General features: G+C 56.2%; 24 protein-coding genes. 12 read left to right on the forward strand and 12 right to left on the reverse strand.

Annotation, left to right across the window (positions count from 1 at the left end; translation table 11 throughout):
- Window positions 1-154 precede the first annotated feature (154 nt).
- The 12 genes from BP07_RS01445 to BP07_RS01495 form a co-directional block, all read right to left on the reverse strand.
- Window positions 155-364, reverse strand: coding sequence for a CpXC domain-containing protein (locus BP07_RS01445; protein ID WP_157203018.1), 210 nt, complete (start codon window positions 362-364; stop codon window positions 155-157).
- A gap of 51 nt (window positions 365-415) precedes the next feature.
- A complete protein-coding gene (locus BP07_RS01450; protein WP_052353101.1) occupies window positions 416-1,009 on the reverse strand; it encodes a nucleotide exchange factor GrpE in 594 nt (197 codons plus the stop codon).
- A 33-nt stretch (window positions 1,010-1,042) separates the two neighbouring features.
- Window positions 1,043-2,746: a thermosome subunit alpha gene (gene thsA, locus BP07_RS01455; RefSeq protein ID WP_084174035.1), complete on the reverse strand. Its 1,704-nt coding sequence runs from the start codon at window positions 2,744-2,746 to the stop codon at window positions 1,043-1,045.
- 74 nt (window positions 2,747-2,820) lie between these two features.
- Entirely contained in the window at window positions 2,821-3,195 is a 375-nt protein-coding gene (locus BP07_RS01460; protein WP_042684632.1) for a type II toxin-antitoxin system VapC family toxin, read from the reverse strand.
- On the reverse strand, window positions 3,192-4,439 hold the full coding sequence (locus BP07_RS01465; RefSeq protein ID WP_042685033.1) for a translation initiation factor IF-2 subunit gamma: 1,248 nt from the start codon (window positions 4,437-4,439) through the stop codon (window positions 3,192-3,194). The genes BP07_RS01460 and BP07_RS01465 overlap by 4 nt, the downstream gene beginning before the upstream one ends.
- A gap of 59 nt (window positions 4,440-4,498) precedes the next feature.
- On the reverse strand, window positions 4,499-5,227 hold the full coding sequence (locus tag BP07_RS01470) for a matrixin family metalloprotease (protein WP_157203019.1): 729 nt from the start codon (window positions 5,225-5,227) through the stop codon (window positions 4,499-4,501).
- A 218-nt stretch (window positions 5,228-5,445) separates the two neighbouring features.
- The gene (locus BP07_RS08725; protein WP_157203020.1) at window positions 5,446-5,637 is read right to left on the reverse strand and encodes a hypothetical protein; all 192 of its coding nucleotides are present in this window, start codon (window positions 5,635-5,637) and stop codon (window positions 5,446-5,448) included.
- A 58-nt stretch (window positions 5,638-5,695) separates the two neighbouring features.
- Complete coding sequence (locus BP07_RS01475) at window positions 5,696-7,105, reverse strand: DHHA1 domain-containing protein (RefSeq protein ID WP_042684634.1); 1,410 nt, start codon at window positions 7,103-7,105, stop codon at window positions 5,696-5,698.
- Between the two features lie 101 nt (window positions 7,106-7,206).
- Window positions 7,207-7,968: an alkaline phosphatase family protein gene (locus tag BP07_RS08270; protein ID WP_052353108.1), complete on the reverse strand. Its 762-nt coding sequence runs from the start codon at window positions 7,966-7,968 to the stop codon at window positions 7,207-7,209.
- Window positions 7,949-8,437 (reverse strand): Hsp20/alpha crystallin family protein, encoded by a 489-nt coding sequence (locus BP07_RS01485; protein ID WP_042684636.1) that lies wholly within the window; start codon window positions 8,435-8,437, stop codon window positions 7,949-7,951. The genes BP07_RS08270 and BP07_RS01485 overlap by 20 nt, the downstream gene beginning before the upstream one ends.
- Window positions 8,438-8,504: 67 nt before the next feature.
- On the reverse strand, window positions 8,505-10,703 hold the full coding sequence (locus BP07_RS01490) for a CDC48 family AAA ATPase (protein WP_042684638.1): 2,199 nt from the start codon (window positions 10,701-10,703) through the stop codon (window positions 8,505-8,507).
- A 168-nt stretch (window positions 10,704-10,871) separates the two neighbouring features.
- On the reverse strand, window positions 10,872-11,087 hold the full coding sequence (locus BP07_RS01495) for a hypothetical protein (RefSeq protein ID WP_042684640.1): 216 nt from the start codon (window positions 11,085-11,087) through the stop codon (window positions 10,872-10,874).
- Between the two features lie 123 nt (window positions 11,088-11,210).
- Between BP07_RS01495 and BP07_RS01500 the strand changes: the two genes are divergently transcribed.
- The 12 genes from BP07_RS01500 (at window position 11,211) to BP07_RS01555 (ending at window position 21,286) form a co-directional block, all read left to right on the forward strand.
- Window positions 11,211-11,567, forward strand: coding sequence for an ArsR/SmtB family transcription factor (locus BP07_RS01500; protein WP_042684643.1), 357 nt, complete (start codon window positions 11,211-11,213; stop codon window positions 11,565-11,567).
- A 6-nt stretch (window positions 11,568-11,573) separates the two neighbouring features.
- A complete protein-coding gene (locus BP07_RS01505; protein ID WP_052353110.1) occupies window positions 11,574-12,632 on the forward strand; it encodes a permease in 1,059 nt (352 codons plus the stop codon).
- 20 nt (window positions 12,633-12,652) lie between these two features.
- Window positions 12,653-12,919, forward strand: a complete 267-nt coding sequence (locus BP07_RS01510) for a thioredoxin family protein (RefSeq protein WP_042684646.1) — start codon at window positions 12,653-12,655, stop codon at window positions 12,917-12,919.
- Complete coding sequence (locus BP07_RS01515; protein ID WP_042684648.1) at window positions 12,903-13,292, forward strand: putative zinc-binding protein; 390 nt, start codon at window positions 12,903-12,905, stop codon at window positions 13,290-13,292. Before BP07_RS01510 ends, BP07_RS01515 begins: the two co-directional genes overlap by 17 nt.
- 10 nt (window positions 13,293-13,302) lie before the next feature.
- Window positions 13,303-14,280, forward strand: a complete 978-nt coding sequence (locus BP07_RS01520; protein ID WP_042684651.1) for an arsenic resistance protein — start codon at window positions 13,303-13,305, stop codon at window positions 14,278-14,280.
- 50 nt (window positions 14,281-14,330) lie between these two features.
- Window positions 14,331-14,633 (forward strand): hypothetical protein, encoded by a 303-nt coding sequence (locus BP07_RS01525; RefSeq protein WP_042684652.1) that lies wholly within the window; start codon window positions 14,331-14,333, stop codon window positions 14,631-14,633.
- Between the two features lie 119 nt (window positions 14,634-14,752).
- Window positions 14,753-15,199, forward strand: a complete 447-nt coding sequence (locus BP07_RS08540) for a cupredoxin domain-containing protein (protein WP_042684654.1) — start codon at window positions 14,753-14,755, stop codon at window positions 15,197-15,199.
- Window positions 15,200-15,373: 174 nt separating this feature from the next.
- The gene (locus BP07_RS01535; protein WP_042684657.1) at window positions 15,374-15,757 is read left to right on the forward strand and encodes a translation initiation factor IF-5A; all 384 of its coding nucleotides are present in this window, start codon (window positions 15,374-15,376) and stop codon (window positions 15,755-15,757) included.
- Entirely contained in the window at window positions 15,758-16,642 is an 885-nt protein-coding gene (gene speB / locus BP07_RS01540; protein ID WP_042684659.1) for an agmatinase, read from the forward strand.
- Between the two features lie 132 nt (window positions 16,643-16,774).
- The gene (locus tag BP07_RS01545) at window positions 16,775-18,523 is read left to right on the forward strand and encodes an FAD-binding protein (RefSeq protein ID WP_042684661.1); all 1,749 of its coding nucleotides are present in this window, start codon (window positions 16,775-16,777) and stop codon (window positions 18,521-18,523) included.
- On the forward strand, window positions 18,516-19,796 hold the full coding sequence (locus BP07_RS01550) for a glutamate synthase-related protein (RefSeq protein WP_169736226.1): 1,281 nt from the start codon (window positions 18,516-18,518) through the stop codon (window positions 19,794-19,796). The genes BP07_RS01545 and BP07_RS01550 overlap by 8 nt, the downstream gene beginning before the upstream one ends.
- The gene (locus tag BP07_RS01555) at window positions 19,793-21,286 is read left to right on the forward strand and encodes a glutamate synthase-related protein (protein ID WP_211247032.1); all 1,494 of its coding nucleotides are present in this window, start codon (window positions 19,793-19,795) and stop codon (window positions 21,284-21,286) included. Before BP07_RS01550 ends, BP07_RS01555 begins: the two co-directional genes overlap by 4 nt.
- Window positions 21,287-21,288: the final 2 nt, after the last annotated feature.

Raw genomic sequence — 21,288 nt, forward strand, 5'->3', positions numbered from 1 at the left:
CCGCCTTATCGCCAGCCTTGTGGCCTCATTGATGACGAGGGTGGAGGGCTTTGGTGGAAGAGAAGGGTGGAAGAGAAGGTTCGAGCACTGTCAGCAGGGGTGTGTGCTCCTCACGCGGTGAGGCAAGAGACATCACAAAGGCATGCTGAATCAACTACTGAATCTGCCCCTGATGTTCAAAACAGGGAACTTGCGTGCCCTCTATGTTCGTGAGAAACACCTTTCCACACACAGGACACGTTGCCTCGTGCATCTCTCCACTTCTGATGTTCTCCCTAATCTGCTTTTTCACCAGGGGCTCTGTATAGCATGGACCAGCCCCACAGGGGTTGGTGCTCGGATATCTTCTCTCCTCCTCAGCCACGTGCTCACCTCCATCACATTCGGGGGGCATCGTATATGGACTTACCCAGCCCTATTCCTCCTTTCTCCTCGCCACCTTCACCCTCGCTGGACGCAGCACCCTGCCCCTTCTCTCATATCCATGCACGACCTCCTCGAGGATTGTGCCCTCTGGCACATCGTCCCGCTCCTCATAGAGCACACACTCATGAAGATGGGGATCTAGCATTCCCTCGCACACTATCCTGCTCACACCCTCCTGCTCGAAAAGCTTGCAGAACCTTCCATAGATGAGCTCTATACCAGTAAAGAAGCTTTCGAGGTCGCCTCCACTGTCCCTCAAGGCAAGCACACGCTCTATGTCATCGCTCAGGGCAAAAAGCTCACAGAGCAGCTCATCCTTCGCTCTCTCTGCCACCTCTGCCATCTCTCTCTGCATCCGCTTTCTATAGTTGTCAAAGTCTGCTCTAAGGCGCAGGTAGTCTTCCTGCATAACCCTTAGCTTTTCCTCGAGCTCGTCAATCGTTTTCTGGTCATGCTGGAGCTGCTCACCTGTGTCGCTCGGCTCTGCAGCTCCAGCATCCGTCGTAGTGGAGGGTTGCCCCTCCTCCCGTGATGCCTCTACCTTCTCTTCTCGTGCCGAGGGCTGCTCCTGTGGCTCGGACATATCACCCACCCTGAAATGATTCAGCGAGTGTGGTCAGGTGCCGGGAATGTTCCCCTTCATTCCCCTCCGCTTAGCCATCTCGTAGCTCTTTGGCCAGTGCTTCTCCGCAATGCTGGGCTCCCTTCTCTCCGATGCCAGTATCTCATCCAGCCTCAAAATCATGCACACAATCTCGGTGGCCGTGGAAATCATCTGCCTTTTCACCCTGAGAGGCTCGATGACGTTTGCCTCCCACATATCTATGATGTCGCCGCTAAACACATCAATGCCGGCCGTTGTGCGCCCCCCCTCATGAGCACTTCGAAGGGCCACCAATGTATCAATCACATCCAGTCCCGAGTTTTCAGCCAGCGCCTTTGGAATTGCCTCCAGTGCCTCAGCATATGCCTGCACTGCGAGCTGCTCCCTGCCCTTCAGGGTGTTGGCATACTGCCTGAGTCTGAGAGCCATCTCCATCTCGGGCGCCGCCCCTCCAGCCACCACGGTCTGGTCCTCCACGGCACACGCCACCACCTTCAGGGCATCCTCCAGAGCCCTCTCCACCTCGTCTGCCACATTCTCGCTTCCAGCGTGAATCACGATTGTGACCGCCTTGGTGTTCTTTGCATCGTGGATGTAGATGTACTTGTCTGCCAAAAAGCCAGCCTTTCCGACCTCCTCAACGAGCCCTGCCTCACCTAAGTCCTCTGGCTTAAGGTCAGACGCGGTGGATACAATCCTCGCCCCGACTGCCCTCGAGATGCGCTTTAGGTCATCTGAGAGCAGCCTCTCCACGGCAAAGATTCCGTACTTCGAGAGCAGGCTGTTTCCTATGTCGTCTATGCCCATCTCGGTCATCACTACATTTACGCCCAGCTCTGCAAAGCGCTTTACCTGCTCCTCGACGACACGCACGTCCTCCTGCATGAACTCTGCGAGCTGCTCTGCGCTCTCGATTTTCATCTTGGCCTTCGTCTGGGGCTTTTTAGCCTCAATTCCCTTGTTGAGCAGCGCAATTTTGGCATTCTTCACCCTCCTCGGCATAGAGGGATGAGAGCGCTCTTTGTCGATTACAATGCCATTTATGAGCTCGGTGTTCTCAGAGCGCAACCCCACTCTCTTTATGAGCTTGATGTTCTCCTTCACATCTACGGCACCGTTGTCCTCCACCCCCTTTACGGCCCGCACGCACATCTCGGCAAGGGTGTCGGCATATACCTCTGGACCCTTGCCCATCATTGCTGTCTTGGCAATCTCCCTCAGCGTGGCATCGTTCGTGCGCTCCACCCTTCTTGCGAGGCTGTCCAGCACCTGCTGGGCTCTCTCTGCAGCCATCTTGTATCCAGAAACGAGCACTGTGGGGTGCACTCCCGCATCCATGAGCTTCTCTGCCGCATCGAGCAGTGCGCCAACGAGCACCACCACACTCGTGGTTCCATCCCCTGCTACATCCTCTTGAGTCTTTGCACCATCGATGACCATCTTGGCACTCGGATGCTCAATGCTCATCTCCCTCAAAATTACCGCCCCATCGTTGGTGACTGTGATGTTGCCCAGAGGGTCGATGAGCATCTTGTCCATCCCCAGTGGCCCGAGCGTGCTCTTTACAGAATCCACCACCGCCCTTGCGGCAAGGATGTTCATGTGCCTAGCATCCCTGCCGCTGGTTTTTTCCTTATCAGTGATCACAAACACGGGCTGTCCCGTGGGAGCATGCCCAGCTGGAACGACGACTTTATCTCCAGTGCCTCTTGCCATATTACCTCCTCCAGTACTCCTGAAACGCTGTTTGTTATTCTATAAATAAGTTGTGCAGGGAACACACCATATGGCTATAGCCTCTCGAGATGGTCCAGACCTCTCATGCCCACCAACGCAATGCCAGCTTTGCGCGCCCGCTTTCTGAGCTCGGAATCGCTCGTGGCAAGGGCAGCATCCATCTCGTGTGCCAGCTCCAGCAGAAAATCATCGATGGGCACCTCACGTGGTGATGGACAAACGATGCATCTTTCGGCAAGGGCAAGTGCCACCCTCGCCGCCACACCCTCCTTGCCCCCCCTTCTCGAGAGGCCCCTGAGTTCCAAGAGGACACCCTGGGGCACAAAGAGCTCGGTAAACCCCAGCCTTCTGAGCTCCGAAAGCACATCCACTTTATGGGTGTGGGCCAGCATGAGTATGCTGGTATCGATGATAACTCTGCAGCTCATCTCTTGTTTGCCCTGAGGGTGCCCACGCCTATGAGTCTCCACCTCGAGCCTATCCTGCGTGAGATTGCCACTCGAGCCCCCTCTTCTGCGCACACGGGTCTCTTGAGCTTGACGGTGGCTATGTCTCCCTTCTTGCCCTTTCTGGTATTTGTGATGATGCCGACGGTGGTCGCCGTGCCCACATTGAGCATCAGGGGCTCGGCCCTTGTGAGGGGTTTGACCTCTGCCTCCTCGCTCGTGCCCACCACCCTCTCGAGCAGCCTCACCTCGAGGTCGAACTCATCCCACGTGGGAGGAAGCGTGCCCACCTCACCTGCAATTTGACCCACCAAAAAGTCGCTCTTGGTGAGGGATGGGTCGAGCAGCGTACCCACGCCTATGAGCCCACCCGGAGTTGCCTCTTCCACCTTAACACCGCCAGCCCTCATATCCACTACCTTCGTGGTGAGGGGTACCCATCTCGTGGTGCCCTCTGAATCCACCTTTCTTCCAGGGCGCATCTCGATGTCCATCCCCACCCTGAGTCTGCCCTGTGAGAGGCTTCCACCTATCACCCCTCCCACGATGCGATTCACGGGTGTGCCCGGCTTGTTCACATCGAACGACCTTGCGACATACATCCTCGCAGGCTTGGTGGGGTCGCGCTGCGGCTCTGGGATGTACTTTATGAGAGCCTCGATGAGCACATCGATGTTCACCTTCCTCTGAGCAGATACGGGGATGATGGGCGCATCCTCGGCCACCGTTCCCTTCACGAACTGCTTGATCTGGTTGTAGTGTTCTATGAGGGCGTCCCTCTCCACGAGGTCTATCTTGTTCTGCACGACCACTATGTTTTTCACACCCACTATATCGAGCGCCATGAGATGCTCCTTGGTCTGGGGCTGGGGGCATGGCTCGGTGGCGGCTATAACGAGTACCGCCCCATCCATGAGAGCAGCGCCAGAGAGCATGGTAGCCATGAGACTCTCGTGCCCCGGGGAGTCAACAAACGAGACCGTTCTAACGTGTTCAGTGTCCACATTGTGCACTGGACACACCTTCTCCACCGTGTAGCACTCTGGCTCATCACACAACGGGCACTTTCTAAATTCGGTATCGGCATAGCCCAGCTTTATGGTGATGCCCCTCTTTATCTCCTCACTGTGCTGGTCTGTCCACACCCCAGAGAGTGCTGCCACCAGTGTGGTCTTGCCATGGTCAACGTGGCCCACCATTCCTATATTCATGCTTGGCTGCTTCATCTCCGTACCGCCATGTGTTTCGTAAGGCTGCACGTGCTATGCCCCCTCCCTTTAAAAGATTACCGCCTCCTTCTGTACTGGAGCGCCATGGGCTCCTCAAAGTGTGCTGACTCAAGCCGTCTTCTGTGTTTTCTGGCCCGAGTGTACCCAACTATGGCATGGCCCATGAAGAGTGTTAAGAGAATCACGATGAGGGGAGATGCCCTGCTGAGATAGGTGAGCATTTGGGGGCTTGGCTCGTGCCTTTCCACAAAGGTGGGATTCATCACATCTCCTGGGTCACTGCTGTGACCGAGCCCAAGAGCGTGCCCCAGCTCGTGCGTCGCCACCAGACGTGCAGTCTTCTTTCCGTGTGCCCACCAGAGCAGCCCCCTTTTTTCAGCCACCTCGAGCACTATGTCCACTCTCTCAAACCTCACCCTTCCATCGACGGTGTGGTGCTGTATTTGTGCATATCCAGCCACCCCCTTGGGAAACTCCCCTCCCTCACCTATGTTCTCCACCCAGCGGATGGTTATGTCTGCCTCATCTGGGTCCTCTACCCGCTGGAACACGGGCCTGTATGACAGCCTTCTTGCCCCATCCTTCTCCCAGTATCTGAGAGCAGAGAGCACGGCGTCTCTGTATGCCTCATCCCACATGGGGTGTGTGTTCACATCGTCGATGTATATCCTGATGGGGAGATGGTCCCACGGCTCCTCGGCTATCTTTGGCTGCTCAGAAGCGAACAGCGCATGAGCCTGGGGTAGCATCAGCAGTAGTCCGAACAGTATAGCAACCCTTCTCAAGCGGCTATCAGGTATATCAAAGGATATTTAAGTATGAGTGAACTGCCCCTCGCTCACCCATAATTTCTCTCATCCCTCCTTACGGAAAGGGGCTTCCAGCCCGCATCAGTCAAACTGCACATCAGCCTCTCCGACTACTGAAATACCCAAACACTGAAAGTGAGACTCTTTGGCTTGTGACTCCTCCACATCCGGCTGGAAAGGCAGATATATCCTCATTAGCAATCTTTATATAGTATGACTGGAGCGGGGTAGGGCAGATGGAAGGAACATACAGCCATTTTCCCCTCCTGTGGTGTAAACCTTCCATCTACCCCCTCCTTTACATCAACGGCAAATCCACCCCATTCAGAATATTTATATAGTATGACTGGAGCGGGGTAGGGCAGATGGAAGGAACATACAGCCATTTTTCCTCCTCCTGTGGTGTAAACCTTCCATCTACCCCCTCCTTTTTAGCTCATTGCACTAACTGCTCTTCGATTCACCCTGCTCCATCAGCACCCTTTCCAGCTCTCTTAAGAACTCCTCCTTCTTGCCCTTTGGGATGGAAGCTCCGGCCGCCACGCTGTGCCCGCCTCCGCTTCCACCCACTACGTGTGCCGCCTTGGATAGAGCGCTTGCAAGGTTGATGCCCCTCCTCACCTTGTGAGGCGTGGTGCGGGCAGACACCTTGAGCATACCATCCTCGCTCTCCGCGATTGCCACCACGGGAACGTCATTTCCAAGAAAGCTCATGCTCATTCCGGCAACTATGCCCACAATGGTATCTCTGATGTTGGCACCCGCGTCAAAGTACGTGAAGCTCTGCATCCTCTTTGCACCCTTCTCCCTCACCAGCCTCAGTCCCTCCACGAGGTTTCGCCTGTGCTCGGCCAAAAGTGTCCTTGCCCTTTTGAAAGCTTCATCTCTGTCCCCAAGGCACACCGCCAGCCCCACATCTGCGCACTCATAGCGGGCGGTGGCATTGAGCAGGGTGGAGTACTCCGAGGCATCCCGAAGTTCTGTGCCCTCCTGCTCTGTAAGCAGCGTGTACACCTCCCCCACGAGCGAGGTGGCCCTTGCGGGAGGGACGCCGTTGGCAAGACAGTGCTGTATGAGATTGGAGACCACCCTCTGCTTCTCATCATCATCGAGGTCTATCCACCTCCTCCATCTTTCCCCCTTCGCCCTGATACCACACGCATGCAGAAATGCAATGCAGGCATCCTCGCTTCCCGTGAGCCCCGGAAGCACGGGGTCTGTGGAGTACTCCAACAGCTTGAACAGGGGACGGGTCTGCCTTCCGAACAGTCTGAGGTCAGCACCAAATGAGAGATAGCCATGTGCTGAGCCCTGCCTGAGTACCGCCCTGTTCAGGGATGTCAGCCTGCCGGTCTTCATGTGCTGCATATCGCCCACCGCGCCCACTATCGCAAGAGGAGAGAGGTCGATGTTGCCCTGTGGCGTTCGAGAGAGAGCCCTTGCGAACAGATAGGCGCTGGTGGCCCCACACGCCTTGGATGAGCCATCTATGCCGAACAGGTGGGGGTTGAGATGATGCCTGAGCTGAGAGGGGGCGGGCTGGTGGTGGTCTATCACAATGGCATTCATCTTCAGCCGCTCTATCTGGTCTGCAAGTCCGCTTCCAAGATCTGTGAACACCACCAGCTCGTGTCCCTCATTCAGCAGTTGCTCGAGGTCTGAGGAGGTGAGCTGCTTTATGAACCGTATCTCTGAGGATAGCCCTGCTCTCTGAAGAGCCGTGAGGGCTATGGCGCCAGAGGTCAATCCATCGGCATCTATGTGAGATACCACTATGCAGCTCTCGTGCCTTCGCGCATATCTGGCACACTCGACAGCCCTTTTTTTCATCGAAGAGGGGTCCGCGGAGGGCATCTGCGCATCATTGGAGCTTGGCCCTCATAAAGGTTGCCAAGTCGAGACCGACGAGCCATGATTTGAGTATAAGGCACTGCTTCATTCCGCTTTGCATCCTCTCAGCGAGTGCTGTCCTCAATGGGGGTGCTGCACCCGATGAACGGGATGGTGGTGTGCATGCCCAGCTGCCATCTCGTGTGTACGAGGTGGTCACCACACACGAACATCGAGGCATCGAGCCTCATGAGTCTTCCCACCAACGTGTCCACGAACTCACATGCCTCTGCGAGGTCTGCGGGCTGCTCGGCTCGGTGGGCTGCCCTGTCTATGCTTCTAAAGTGGGCGCACACGATGTCACACCCCCTTCGTATCAGTGTGAGGGTGCCCTTGAGGATGGCCTCATCATAGCTCCTTATGTCCTCGCTGTCCGACACGCCCACCGTGAAGTCTATGCGATGCCTGAACGCACTTGCCCCCTCGGCCTCGGTGACCATACCACACACGATGCCCATCTCTGAGGCTATCTCCAGTATGGACCTTAGAGCGGGGTTTTTCACATCGTTGGTGATGTACACTCGGTGCACCTCTGGATATGCACCACAGAGGATGGAGGCTATCGCTGGTGTGGTCTTGTTGGACACTGTACAAAGGTTCTCGATGATGCCATTTGCCGCCAGGCTCTCGATGTGGGGAGTGCGTAGCTCGGGATGGTAATACACGTTGGAGCACAGGCTATCCACTATCACGAGCACGATGGGAAACTGCGCACTGCCACGAAAGTGCTCAAGAAAGCCCGTGATGGGGGAGCCCTGCACACCGGACAATGGAATGCCTGCCAGCGTGCCAATCGTGGGAGCTATGTCAAGGAGCGTTCGAGTCATGCCCTGTTCGAGGATGGCGCTGCTTTGGAAGCACCACCTCGAGTACACCATTTCTGTAGCTGATTTTGGCCAAAGATGCATCCACTGCACATGGAAGCTCGCTCATCAGGGAACAGGAGCCACCATTGCTCACCGCCGTGATGCGAACTACTCTTTCCCTCACATCCACCTCAATGTCCTCCTCTCGGATGTTTGGCACCTCTGCGGTGATGTAAACCTCGTCATCTCCCTCTATGGTCTCGATATGAGGCTCAATCATCCCACTGCCCAGATCCTCGTCATCGATTTCGTCAAACTCGTCCTCGGGCAGCATCTTTCTAATAATGGGCTCCTCATCTCCCCTCTTTATTATAGAGAACCCATACACCACCGTCTCGTCCAGACCCTCCGCAGGCATACTCTCTATGAGCATTCTTATGAGCCTGTTCAGGTCATCCACAATGTCCTCAAAGGAAGGTTTCCTATCCATGGCTCTCTCCTTTCCTATGCTGTTTGTCTACCTAATATTTAAAAAATGTGGTGGATGTTTTCCGAGCCTACTCACTTATGCCCTTCCTCGCAAACTGGCGAGCCATCTGCTCAAAGTGTGCAAGCTGCTTCCCCGTGAGGCTTGGGGCTATCTTCTCGAGTGCCTTGCACATGTGCTCCATCGTAATCCTCACGCTGCCCACGAGCCTCTTGAGCTCACTGGGCTCTGGAGACGTGGATAACACCTGCCTCAGGGCTGTCATTGTTGCTTCCCTGCACACCGCCGCTATATCCGCACCCGTGTAGCCCTCTGTGGCCATTGCGAGCCTCTCGATATCCACACCCTCGGTGGGCCTGTGCCTGAGGTGGATGGAAAATATCTCCTTCCTGTCTGCGAGTGTTGGAGGTGGCACATACACGAGCCGCTCTATCCTGCCCTGCCTCAGCAGGGATGGCTCCACGAGCTCTGGACGGTTGGTCGCTGCCATCACCACCACATCCTTCATCTCCTCGATGCCATCGATCTCTGTCAGCAGCTGGCTCACCACCCGCTCACTCACGTGGGAGTCTGATGATATGCCCCGGTGAGGAGCTATGGAGTCTATCTCATCGAAGAACACGATTACGGGAGCCGACTGTCTCGCCCTTCTGAACACCTCCCGCACCGCCTTCTCGCTCTCGCCCACCCACTTGGAGAGCAGCTCTGGCCCCTTTATCGAGATGAAGTTTGCCTGTGATTCACTCGCCACTGCCCTTGCAAGCAGTGTTTTTCCAGTGCCCGGGGGACCGAAAAGCAGCACGCCCCTCGGTGGCTCCAGATTTAGCTCATCAAACGCCTCCCTGTATTTGAATGGCCACTCCACGGCCTCGATGAGTTCCTGCTTTACCTCACGCAGCCCCCCAACATCCTCCCACGATACATGGGGCACCTCCATGAACACCTCCCTCATCGCAGAGGGTTCTATGGCTCGCATGGCCGCAAGCAGGTCCTCCTTTCTGACTTCCAGCCTTTCCAGTATCTCCGCAGGAATCTCCTCGCTCTCGAGGTCAATCTCTGGAAGCATCCTTCTCAGGGCATGCATGGCAGCCTCCTTGCACATGGTGGCGATGTCTGCGCCCACGTAGCCGTGTGCGAGCGATGCAATCTCCTTTAGAAACTCATCGGTGACGTCCCGTGAGAGGGGCATGCCCCTCGTGTGGACGTGGAGTATCTCGAGCCTCCCCCTCGCATCTGGAATGCCTATTTCGATTTCCCTGTCAAACCTTCCACCCCTTCTGAGAGCCGGGTCGAGGGCGTTGGGGCGGTTGGTGGCTCCGATGACGACCACCTGACCCCGTGGGGCAAGCCCATCCATCAGGGCGAGCAGCTGCGCCACCACGCGCCGCTCCACCTCGCCCGTGACCTCCTCACGCTTTGGGGCGAGGGCATCGAGCTCGTCTATGAAGACCACGGAGGGGGCATTCTGCTGAGCCTCCTCGAAGATGTCCCTGAGCCGCTCCTCGCTCTCTCCATAGAACTTGCCCATGATTTCTGGACCGCTGATGGAGAAAAAGCTCGCAACTGTCTCGTTGGCGACCGCCTTGGCTATCAGGGTCTTGCCGGTGCCTGGCGGGCCATAAAGCAGCACACCCTTTGGAGGCTCTATGCCGAGCCGCTCGAACAGCTCTGGATGTCTTAGGGGCAGCTCCACCATCTCCCGCACGAGACCTATCTCCCTTGATAGCCCGCCGATGTCCTCATAGCTCACGCCACCCACGAAGAGCTCACTTTCAATGGGCTTGTCCCTGATGCGAATCTCGGTATTCCTGTCTATCACTGCCGGCCCCTTTGGCACAATGGATATCACGACAAACACCAGCACGTTGTCGAGCACATCCACCCTGACCCTCTGTCCCTTGCTCAGCGGCCTTCCCGCAAGGGTGCGTGAGAGGTATCCTTCCCCACCCGCAAAGTGAATCTTCTTGGTGGGGGCAAAGGTCACTCTCTCGGCGCGCCTCGCCTCTATCTTTCTGACCATCACCTTGTCGTCGATGCCCACCCCTGCGTTGGCACGCAGAGAGCCATCCATCCTGATGATACCCTCAGCCTTGTCATCGGGATAGTTGGCACCCACCACGGCAAATGTCTTCATCTTGCCCACGATTTCCACAAAGTCGCCGCTTCTCAGCGATAGCTCTGAGAGTGTCCTCTGGCCCATACGGACGATTCCTGCACCAACGTCCCTGTGATACGACTCGGCAACCCTGAGCGGCTTGCCCTCCTCCAACTCAACTCACCCCAGCTACTCCTCACAGCTGTCGTCCACTTGGCTTTTTACAAAAGCCAGCAAAACAGCGCATTAATCCACTCACGTGCCAGCTTAGTTAAGCTGCAGCTGCCGTCCAGCTGGCATACAGCGCATTAAGGGCTACTGCTAAGTAGCCCCTTAATCCACTCACGTGCCAGCTTCGTTAAGCTGTTCACAGTCAAAGCACACCATCACATCCTTTAACCTGTTGGTGTAGAATCTCTTCTTGCACACCGAACAAACCACCTCGTACAGCCCGCTCTCCTTTTTCACATGCTGCTTTAGCATGGCGGCTGCAGCACAGCACACGCTCTCCGTGAGTTGAGCATCCTCGAAGCTCGAGTGTTCACCCTCTTCCACCATATCACTCCCTACTGTGTACTGTGTGCCCCGCTATTTTTAGGTTTTGAGATATGTTTAAATAATATGAATGAATGAGGATAAAGTAAATTAGAATAGTATAATTTAAGAATTAGAGGTATGTACATGATAGCGAGGATGAAGGCCGACATTTTCAGGTGTCTTGCACATCCCACGAGAATCAGAATTCTTGAGCTGCTCAGAGAGACCACTGCCTCCGAGGCAGCGGAGAAGTGTGGAGATGAGCGAATGGGGGAGCTATGCGTGTGCAAGATCACGCCAGCCCTCGGGCTCGAGCAGTCCAACGTCTCGCAGCATCTGGCAATTCTAAAGGAGAGGGGGCTCATCCGTGGTAGAAGGGAGGGGCAGAATGTGTACTACAGCGTAGCCAACCCCAAGGTGTTCCTCCTGCTCGACGTGGCAGAGGAGCTGCTCGCAGAGAACCTCGAGGAGAGCCAGCAGATGCTCAAGATGCTGAGGTAGATGTAGTTGGACATCACAGTTCTCATCAATGGCGCCATTGCATTTGTTGCAGAGTATCTCTCTGCCCATGTGCTCACGTGCCTCGTGCCAGCTTTCTTTCTGGCAGGTGCCATAGCCGCCCTGTTCTCCAAAGAGGTGGTGCTCACATATCTTGGAGCAGATGCAAAAAAGAGCATAGCCTACCCAGTGGCTGCACTGAGTGGGAGTCTTCTCGCCGTGTGCAGCTGCACCGTGCTCCCCCTGTTTGCGGGAGTGTACCGAAGGGGTGCTGGGCTGGGACCAGCCACCACATTTCTGTTCTCGGCTCCAGCAATAAACGTGCTCGCAGTGGTGTACACCGCAAAGGCCCTCGGGCTCGAGCTTGGAGCCGTGAGGGCGGTTGGAGCAATCGGGTGCTCAGTGGTCATCGGTGTGCTCATGGCTGCCCTGTTCGAGCGACACAAAGAGGAACAGCAGTGCACGTACACAGTGCATGGCTCCAGCTGGAGGGAGCACAGAAAGTCAATCGGCATATTTGTGCTGCTGCTCTCGATTCTGGTGCTGGGCGGAGCAATCACCGACTGGGTGCTCAAGGCGTCCGCCCTGATTCCCCTCACGGTGCTCACGGGATACGCTGCCAGAAGCTGGTACACGAGCGAGGAGCTTTCCGAATGGATGCGAGAGACCTGGTTTCTTGTCAAGATGATTGTGCCCCTCCTGCTCGGGGGTGTGTTTCTCATGGGTATCGTGGTGCAGCTTCTGCCAGCCGAACTCATTGCACGATATCTTGGGGGCAACACACTTATGGCAAACACCATCGCCTCGCTCTCGGGTGCCCTGATGTACTTTGCCACGCTCACAGAGGTGCCAATCGTGGGAGGGCTCATGCAGCTTGGGATGGGAAAGGGTCCAGCACTTGCGATGCTGCTCGCAGGTCCTGCCCTCAGCCTTCCCAACATGATTGTGATATCAAGGGTGATGGGCACAAGAAGAGCGGCAGCCTACATCAGCATGGTGGTGGTGTTCTCCATCGTGCTGGGGCTGAGCTACGGATACATTGCATGCCGCATGCTCACACAGCTGTGAGAGTAAGAGAGGTGTAGCATATGAAAATAGAGATACTGGGAACTGGATGCCCAAAGTGCCAAGCACTCACAAAATATGTGGAAAGGGCTGTTGAGGAGCTTGGACTTAAGGCAGAGGTCGTGAAGGTGGACTCGATAGAGGACATACTCGAATACGGCGTGATGAGCACTCCTGCCTTAGCCATTGAGGGAAAAGTGCTCTTTGCGGGTAAGCTGCCCTCATACGAGGAGGTGTATCGACTGATAGACGAGCACGCTGGAGGGGGGAAGGATGACGGGAGAGCATGAGAGGGGCATCCCAGACAATGCCCTGTTTCTGTGCTTTGGTGGGATGAGCAACACCGGCATGCTCACCGTTAAGGCGGGTATCCGTGTGCTTGAGGAGCTTGGTGAGGACAGGGTGGGCATATACTGTCTAAGTGCCCTACCAGCTGGTGTGAAGATGGTGCTCGAGAAGACCAGCAGGACGAAAAACATCGTGGTGGTGGACGGTTGTCCCAACGAGTGTGCCCGCAAGCTGGTGGAGCGGGCAGGATTCACACCCGATGCAGTCATCAACGTGGCAAAGGACTTAGGGGTGCACAAGGTGCCCTCTCCATCTGCCCATACCGATGAGGATGTAGAGAGGGTGGCAGAGGCGATAAAGCGCGCACTGCTGTAGGAGGGAGTGCGTGGGGAGCGTTGGTGGAGTGGCACAGCACATCACCCGCCATCTCGAGTTCTACTTCTTACTGTCCCTCCTGATGGGGGTGGTGGCTGGATATGGGCACGACCTTGAATGGCTCAAGTCCCTCGTGCCACTTGCCCTATTTTTGATGCTCTACCCCATGATGGTCAACCTCGACATCGAGCGAATCAGAGGGGTGGTGAAAAACAGCAGAACTGTGGGCTTGGCTCTCGTGCTCAACTTCGTGGTCTCGCCACTGCTAATGGCAGCGCTGGTGTATGCCTTTGGCATCCCGGGAGAGCTTGCTGCGGGGCTGCTGCTCATAGGGATGACGCCCTGTGCTGGCATGGTAATAGCGTTCACCGGACTCTCGAGGGGCAATGTGGAGGCTGCAGTGGTGCTGGTGGCGGCAAGCCTGCTGATTGCAGTGGGGATGGTACCGCTGTGGAGCAAGGTGCTCATAGGGATGTTTCTTCCAGTGCCCACAAGGCTCATCGCCCAGACAATTCTTCTCGTCATAGTGCTCCCGCTGGTGGGAGGAGACCTCACGAGGCGACTCATAATAAGGCGCAGGGGATACGAGGGATATGTTGCGATGAAGGAGAGCTTCTCTGCATTTGCATCCTTTGGATTGCTGCTCATATTCTTCATAATATTCTCGATAAACAGCAGGGCAATACTCTCCGAGCCATGGATAGTTGCAAGGCTTGCAGCTCCGAGCGCACTCTTCTACCTGCTGCTGCTCGCTGTGGCATTGAGCATGGGGAGGCTCGCCGGCATGAGCTGGGCAGACAGGGTGGCACTTGCGTTCTCCACTGCGGCAAAGAACCAGTCGATAGCAATCGCCCTTGCCCTCATGGCATTCGGGCATACAGCAGCCCTTGCCGTGGCAGTGGGTGGGCCACTCATTCAGGCGCCCATCATGCTCTCATACGTGCGCTACAACAAGAGCCATCCTCCAAGTGTCCCGAGTGGAGCTTGAGGATTCACTGGTAGCTTGAGGATTCACTGGTAAATGCAAAAGGAGGGTAAATGAGAGTAATAAAAACAGAGAGGATACTTCCCTGTCTTGTTGACCCATGGAAGATAAGGGGGATATTCTATCTGGACTGTGAACTCACAGAACACGAGCTAAAAAAGCTCTCAGAGCTCTACAATGGACGATACGTGGCTGGCCTTAAGACCGCCCTCATCCAAGTGAGGGGAAGGGAAATTAACTTCTTTTCCACAGGCAAGGTGGCTGTCAGGCTGGCAGAGGATGAGAACGAGGCAATCTCCCTCATCAACAGCGTGCTCGCCTCACTCCAGCAGGCGCTGCTGCTCGAGGAGATTTAGATTCTCAGAGCATATGCCACCCGCCAGCCTGCTAACGGAGATGATGCGCAAGGGGCCACCCACATTACACCCAATAAATGCAAAGGTTTTTTAGTTGATGTGTCGAGTGGAATGTAGTGATGCATATGAGGCGAGTAGTAGCGCTCTCATTGGTTCTAACGATTGCGCTTGGAGTGTTTGTGAGCGGATGTGCGCAACAGCCGCAGGCACCCGTCACCCCTGCTGAAACTCCCTCTGAGACCGAGGGTGCGGTCGGAGAAGAGGGTACACCCACCGAGGCTCCCGCAGTCCCAGTGGAGGAGGCACAGACAGCCCCAGTGGTAGAGGTACAGATAGTCAACTACGCCTTTATCCCATCCACCATCACCGTCAAGGCGGGTACCACCGTGCAGTGGGTGAACAACGACAACGTAAAGCACACGGTCACCAGTGATGAGGGGGTCTTCGACTCTGGCGTGTTCAACACGGGTGATATATTCGAATACACCTTCGATACCCCGGGAGAGTACTCCTACCACTGCGAGCTCCACCCATTCATGAAGGGCAAGGTGATTGTGGAGGAATAACCCCCCATCACCCTTTTACAAGCGCTGCCTGAACTGTCCGCCGGGGCTCCAAGCCCCACTACACCCCGTACAACAAACCTGAGCGCTCTCTTCATGCCCACCTGTCCACAAGCACACCATACACACCGTAAGCTTAAATAGTATCTTCCAGATAGCCGAGCCGAGGGACGTGCGATGAAGGAGCAAACAGAAGTTGGAAAGCTGAAAGAGGGCAGATATGTGATCATCGATGATGAGGTGTGTGTAATCAAGAGCATCACCAAGTCCAAGCCCGGAAAGCATGGCTCGGCAAAGGCAAGAATCGATGCCATAGGGCTCTTTGATGGGCAGAAGCGCTCCATCGTTCAGCCCGTGAGTGCCAAGATATACGTACCCATCGTGGAAAGAAAAACTGCTCAGGTGCTCTCGATTGCCGGGAACGTGGTGCAGCTCATGAACATGGATGATTACTCCACCTTCGAGCTTACCGTCCCTGATGAAGACATTGCCAAGATAAAGGAGGGGCAGGAGGTGCCCTACCTCACGGGACTTGGCAAGATGAGGCTGGACGTAAGGTAGATGTACCACTACCCGCTGTTTGCAGACTGCACTTGCTCCTACGAGGATGCAAAATTCGTGCTGTTCGGTGTGCCCTTCGATGCCACCTCGTGCTTTAGAAGCGGCAGCAGGGACGCTCCAGCAGCCCTGAGGGCAGCCTCCTACAACTTTGAGACATACCACCCAGAACTCGATATAGACCTCTCAGAGGTGCTCATGTGTGACATCGGGGACATGGAAGTCCCCGGGAACGTGGAGGATGTGCTCTCGCTCGTGTACACCGAGCTTAGATACCACATGGAGAATGGGAAGGTCCCCATCATGATGGGGGGTGAGCACTCCCTCACCATCGGATGCATCAGAGCCGCATGCGAGCTCTATGAGGACCTGGGCATGGTGGTGCTCGACGCCCATCTTGACCTCAGACAGGAGTATGGGGGGTCGGAGTACAGCCATGCATGTACCTCATATCAATGCCTGAAGTTTCTCTCTCCCGAGCGATATGCATGCATAGGGGTGCGCAGCGGCTCCAGGGAGGAGTTCGAGTTCGCAAAGCGCATGGGGCTTACGTGCGTACCTGCACAAAGAGTGCGCGATGAGGGAATGAGAAGGGTGCTCGAGGATGTGCTGGACGAGCTGGAGTGCGCGCAGGTGTATGTTTCCCTCGATGCTGACGTGGTAGACCCAGCGTATGCCCCGGCGGTGGGCACACCAGAGCCCTTCGGGCTGACACCAGAGGATGTGAGGCATGTTATACGAACGCTGGCACCGATGGCCGTGGGTATGGATGTGGTGGAAATCACCCCTCACTATGACGGGGGGCAGACCGCCCTGCTGTTTTCAAGGCTCATAAGGGAGTTCATCGCAGCAAAGGCAAGATGCATTGGCATATCGGGAACCATGTAGGGCGCCCTCCAGAACTCGTGCCTCGTGCGAGTCCATTTGCATATTCAGAAAACTTTTTATATTATACTCTGGAAGTTTGATGAAGTCCGCCCCTAAGAGCACGACGCTGCTTGTGGGTTTGGAGGTGTGGTAGTGACGGATGAGTGTGGGCTGTCGTCCACCCCCATTGGAGGCGTGGATGGGAAGCTGTTTGTGAGAGATCAGGCAGATATACCAGAGATTCTCAAGTGCCTTCTGTTTGGAAAAAAACCCGATAGAGTGGTGATTGCCCGCTCGAGGGATGAGGTGGTGAGCACCGTAAGGTATGCGTTCGAGCACGAGATTCCCATCGTGCCAAGGGGAGGTGCCACCTCACCCTATGGTGGTGTCATGCCCGTGAAAGGAGGTATCGTGCTCGACCTCTCACACCTCTCCTCTGTTATGGATATAAACGTCGAAAAGGGCACAGCGAGGGTGGAGGCTGGTGTGCGATGGGCACAGCTGAATGAGCGGCTTCCCGACGGACTCACCATGTACACATACCCGACCAGCTGGTTTTCCACTGTTGGGGGATGGATAGCCACTGGTGGGTACGGGATTCACAGCCTGAGATACGGTCATCTCTCAACGCTGGTGGATGCCCTCGAGGTGGTGGATGGCACGGGAAATGTCAGATGGATTCATAATGGCGATGAGGGCTTTTCCCATCACTTTGGCACAGAGGGACAGATGGGAATAGTGCTCTCTGCAGTGCTAAAGGTGGGGCACGTTCCATCCTCAAAGCTGGACCTGCTGCTGTTTGATTCACCTCGAGGGGCGCTCGAAAAGGCGAGCGAGCTTGCTCGCCGAAAGGATGTGCTGCACATCGTCATGCTCGAGGAAGGAAGGATGCACGAGATGAACGTGCTGCTCGGCGAGGACCTGCTCCCAGAGCGCTGTGCCCTGCTCGTCGAGAGTGAAGAGGGGATAGAAGATGTGCCCAAGGCCCAGCCGTGGCAGGCCAGCTACGTGTGGGGTCAGAGATTCTTCCCGCTAAAGCCCAAGAAGCTCGGTCCTGGACTGCTGGCATCGGAGATACTCTGTCCAATGGATGTCGCCCCCGAGTACATCGAGAGGGCACACTCACTTGCAAGGGGATACGGGGTGTCGATAAGCACCGAGGTGCACGTGATGGGGAAAGACCTCGCGCTGGTGGTGCCCACCTTCATCACCAACAAGCGAAGGACGCTCCCCTACATGACGCACCTGAGCCTCGTGCTCGCCCTCACGCAGGAGGGCGTGGCCATTGGGGGAAGACCATACGGCATTGGCACGTGGAACACCCCCTATGCCAAGAAGGCGTTTACAAGAGAAGAATGGAATGCCCTGAAGCAGTACAAGCACGAGATAGACCCCAAGGGCATTCTCAACCCGGGAAAGTTCTTCTCGCTTGCCACGAGGGTGCCACTTCTCGAGCAATTGATGGGCTCGAGGCTCGTGAGGGGCTCGAGGCTCATTGCTCCCCTGCTGGGTAGCCCACAGCACGAGGAAAAGCCAGACGTGGTAAGGGACGCCTATGAAAGCTGTACCCACTGTGGTGCATGTGTGAGCGTATGCCCTGCGGTGGCACTGCTCGGTGATGAGCGGCTCTCGCCAAGGGCAAAGCTGTTCTATGCCCGCATGCTCAGGGAAGAAGGGAAACTGGACGCCGAGGAGGGGTCGAGGCTCATGTTGTGCCTGCACTGCGGACAGTGTGAAAAGGTATGCCAAGCTGGTCTCAACCTAAAGGCGGTGTGGGAAAAGCTGGAGGAGGAACTCTCTGGATACCCCATGCCCACCGAAGACATAGAGAGGCTAACTCGCCTCGTGGAGTCGGAGGAGAGCTACAGAAAGCTTGCCGATGGGGGCATGCTCCATGGGTAGGTACCACATCACCCCCTCTGAAGCCCAAAACAGGAGGGTGCGTGCTGGCAGGCTCGAGATAGAGCGCTCTGAGGCATGCATCAACTGCGGACACTGCATCAGGGCATGTGTATACGACGTGCACGCCCGAAGGAAGGACGACCCCAGGCTGATGGCAGAGCCGCGCTCTGAAAATTGCCATGCATGCTTCAGGTGCGTCACGGAGTGCCCTGTGGAGGCTATCCACGTCAAACCGTCTCCGCTGTATGCAGGCAGCATCAGGCACGTGAGGGGCGAGGATGTTGCCACCCTGCTGTTCGAGGCTTCCACTGGGAGGGTGCCCGTGTCGGGTGCGGGATACGGAGGTCCATTCGCCGGTGATGGGTTCGATGGGATATGGACCGACATGTCCGAAATTGTGAGACCCACAAGAGACGGAATACACGGAAGGGAGTACATCTCCACCACAGTCCAGCTTGGAAGAAGACCTAGGAGCGTTCTGGACGAGGAGGCCCCCATGCTCATCGACATACCGTTTCCCGTGATTTTCGGCAAGATGCCCTCAGACGAGAGAATACAGCAATGCGTGCTCGAGGCTGCCTCTCAGCTCGGAACGCTCGTGATTGTTGCTCCTACCACACTGCAGAGCTTTTCCACCTATGCCCCCTGGATGGTGCCTCACCTGAACAGCGTAGAGGCAATAGATGGCGTCAACATTGTGGAGCTCGATGCCCAGCTTGTGCTCGATGAAGGTGTGCCAGAGGGAGTAGTCACCATGGCAAGGCTCGCGCCCCACGGCACGATGGAGCTCTCTGAGAGGGTGCTCGAGCTAATGGATGCGGGGGCACACGTGGTGCATCTTGTGGGCGATGATGCTGGAATGGTTGGAGATGTGCACATCACTGATGTGCTACGCACCGTGCACCGGCACCTGATTGAGGTGGGGGCAAGGGAGCGCATCTCGGTGGTCGCCGAGGGGGGCATTGCACTGGCAGAGCACGTTCCCAAGTGTCTGCTGTGTGGAGCGGATGCAGTTGTGATAGACACGGCATATCTGATTGCCCTCGAGTACCTCCTCCCAGACCAGCCCCCCTCCTCATCCCACGTGGAGATGGAGTGGGGGGTGGCGAGGATACGAAACCTGATGTGCTCGTGGAGGGACCAGCTGCTCGAGGTGGCTGGAGCCATGGGTATAAAGGATGTTAGAAGGATGCGGGGGGAGTTTGGAAGGATGCTACTTCACAGAGAGCTCGAGCAGGAGTTCGTGAAGATGTGCGGGTTTGAGGAGGAATGAGCATGGAAATAATCGAAAAAAGGATGATACAAAAGATTCCCTCTCCAAAGGAGGCGCCCTTAAGAGCTGCAAAGAGGCTCAGCCCCTACGTCGTATCGAGGGATACCGAAAGGTGCATAGCGTGTGGGATGTGTGAGATTGTGTGCACGAGGGGCGTGCACGAACGAAAGTATGGATATGCCGTGATGTCTCCTCCCAAGAGCTGGCTGTGTGACAGCTGTGGTAGCTGTGGTGGCGAGCCCCAGTGCGTGATGAAGTGCCCAAGGGGAGCACTCGAAGTGGGCGCAAACCCACTCCTTGAGGTGGTGGGAGATAAACGATGGACTGGTGAGCTGATAGCAGCCACGTGGATGGAGGCAGAAACAGGGATGCCACCCACCAACATCGAACATCGCGTGGGCAAGAGCGGTGGGGGGTTCGACAGGTTGCGCTTTCGCATTCCTCACGGCAGCTCTGCCGTAAGGCCAGAGGATGTGAGCCTGTCCATAGAGCTGAACAGGCGAAAGGTTGGCCAGAAGATACGCATAGGTGTGCCATGGTATGGGGGAGGAATGTCCTATGGCTCGGTGAGCATGAACGTCATCCTCGCAAGGGCGATGGCTGCCTCGTGGTGGGACACGTTCGTGTGCACGGGTGAGGGCGGATATCCGGATGAGCTCATACCCTTCAAGGATCATGTCATCACGCAAATTGCGACGGGGCTGTTTGGCGTGAGGGAGGAAACAATCGCCCGCTCAAGAATCGTGGAGTTCAAGTATGCCCAGGGGGCAAAGCCCGGGCTTGGTGGGCACCTGCTCGCAGACAAGGTGACTCCAGAGGTTGCCAAGATGCGAGGAGTGGTACCCCACTCCAGCCTCTTCTCACCCTTCCCCTTCCACAGTGTGTACTCCATCGAGGACCATAGAAAACACGTGGACTGGATACGCTCGATAAACCCAGATGCTGTGGTCTCTGCGAAGGTATCTACCCCCGCCGACGTGGACATGGTGGCAGTGGGCGTGTACTATGCCGGAGCAAACATCGTGCACATCGATGGCAGCTATGGAGGTACTGGAGCTGCCCCCAACATCGCCAAGAAGAACATCGCAATGCCCGTGGAGTATGCAATAACCAAAGTGCATCGCTTCCTAACACAGGAGGGTGTCAGAGACAAGATGGTGCTCATTGCCAGCGGCGGAATACGCACAGCCCACGACATCGCCAAGGCGATAGCCCTCGGAGCAGACGGAGTGGTGGTGGGCACCTCTGAAATGGTGGCAATGGGTTGCAGGCGGTGTGGCAACTGCAAGAGTGGCAGGGGATGTCCCGTGGGAATAGCCACCACAGACCCTGAGCTTGTAAAGCAGGTGGAAACGCAGTGGGCCGCAGCCAGAATAAGCAACCTGTTCCATGCATGGTATGTGGAGCTGAGAGAGCTGCTCTCGGCGCTGGAGCTTGAGAGCATCGAGGAGCTAAGGGGACGCACGGACCTTCTCCAGTATCAGAGGTGAAG

Source organism: Methermicoccus shengliensis DSM 18856, from assembly GCF_000711905.1.
Classification (GTDB): Archaea; Halobacteriota; Methanosarcinia; order DSM-18856; family Methermicoccaceae; genus Methermicoccus; species Methermicoccus shengliensis.

Bases quoted from the DNA above. Each gene is read 5' to 3' on its own strand.
- BP07_RS01450 (WP_052353101.1), bottom strand. From the start codon at position 1,009: ATGTCCGAGCCACAGGAGCAGCCCTCGGCACGAGAAGAGAAGGTAGAG.
- thsA (WP_084174035.1), bottom strand. From the start codon at position 2,746: ATGGCAAGAGGCACTGGAGATAAAGTCGTCGTTCCAGCTGGGCATGCT.
- BP07_RS01460 (WP_042684632.1), bottom strand. From the start codon at position 3,195: ATGAGCTGCAGAGTTATCATCGATACCAGCATACTCATGCTGGCCCAC.
- BP07_RS01465 (WP_042685033.1), bottom strand. From the start codon at position 4,439: ATGAAGCAGCCAAGCATGAATATAGGAATGGTGGGCCACGTTGACCAT.
- BP07_RS08725 (WP_157203020.1), bottom strand. From the start codon at position 5,637: ATGGCTGTATGTTCCTTCCATCTGCCCTACCCCGCTCCAGTCATACTA.
- BP07_RS01475 (WP_042684634.1), bottom strand. From the start codon at position 7,105: ATGCCCTCCGCGGACCCCTCTTCGATGAAAAAAAGGGCTGTCGAGTGT.
- BP07_RS08270 (WP_052353108.1), bottom strand. From the start codon at position 7,968: ATGACTCGAACGCTCCTTGACATAGCTCCCACGATTGGCACGCTGGCA.
- BP07_RS01485 (WP_042684636.1), bottom strand. From the start codon at position 8,437: ATGGATAGGAAACCTTCCTTTGAGGACATTGTGGATGACCTGAACAGG.
- BP07_RS01495 (WP_042684640.1), bottom strand. From the start codon at position 11,087: ATGGTGGAAGAGGGTGAACACTCGAGCTTCGAGGATGCTCAACTCACG.
- BP07_RS01500 (WP_042684643.1), top strand. From the start codon at position 11,211: ATGATAGCGAGGATGAAGGCCGACATTTTCAGGTGTCTTGCACATCCC.
- BP07_RS01510 (WP_042684646.1), top strand. From the start codon at position 12,653: ATGAAAATAGAGATACTGGGAACTGGATGCCCAAAGTGCCAAGCACTC.
- BP07_RS01515 (WP_042684648.1), top strand. From the start codon at position 12,903: ATGACGGGAGAGCATGAGAGGGGCATCCCAGACAATGCCCTGTTTCTG.
- BP07_RS01525 (WP_042684652.1), top strand. From the start codon at position 14,331: ATGAGAGTAATAAAAACAGAGAGGATACTTCCCTGTCTTGTTGACCCA.
- BP07_RS08540 (WP_042684654.1), top strand. From the start codon at position 14,753: ATGCATATGAGGCGAGTAGTAGCGCTCTCATTGGTTCTAACGATTGCG.
- BP07_RS01535 (WP_042684657.1), top strand. From the start codon at position 15,374: ATGAAGGAGCAAACAGAAGTTGGAAAGCTGAAAGAGGGCAGATATGTG.
- speB (WP_042684659.1), top strand. From the start codon at position 15,758: ATGTACCACTACCCGCTGTTTGCAGACTGCACTTGCTCCTACGAGGAT.
- BP07_RS01550 (WP_169736226.1), top strand. From the start codon at position 18,516: ATGGGTAGGTACCACATCACCCCCTCTGAAGCCCAAAACAGGAGGGTG.
- BP07_RS01555 (WP_211247032.1), top strand. From the start codon at position 19,793: ATGAGCATGGAAATAATCGAAAAAAGGATGATACAAAAGATTCCCTCT.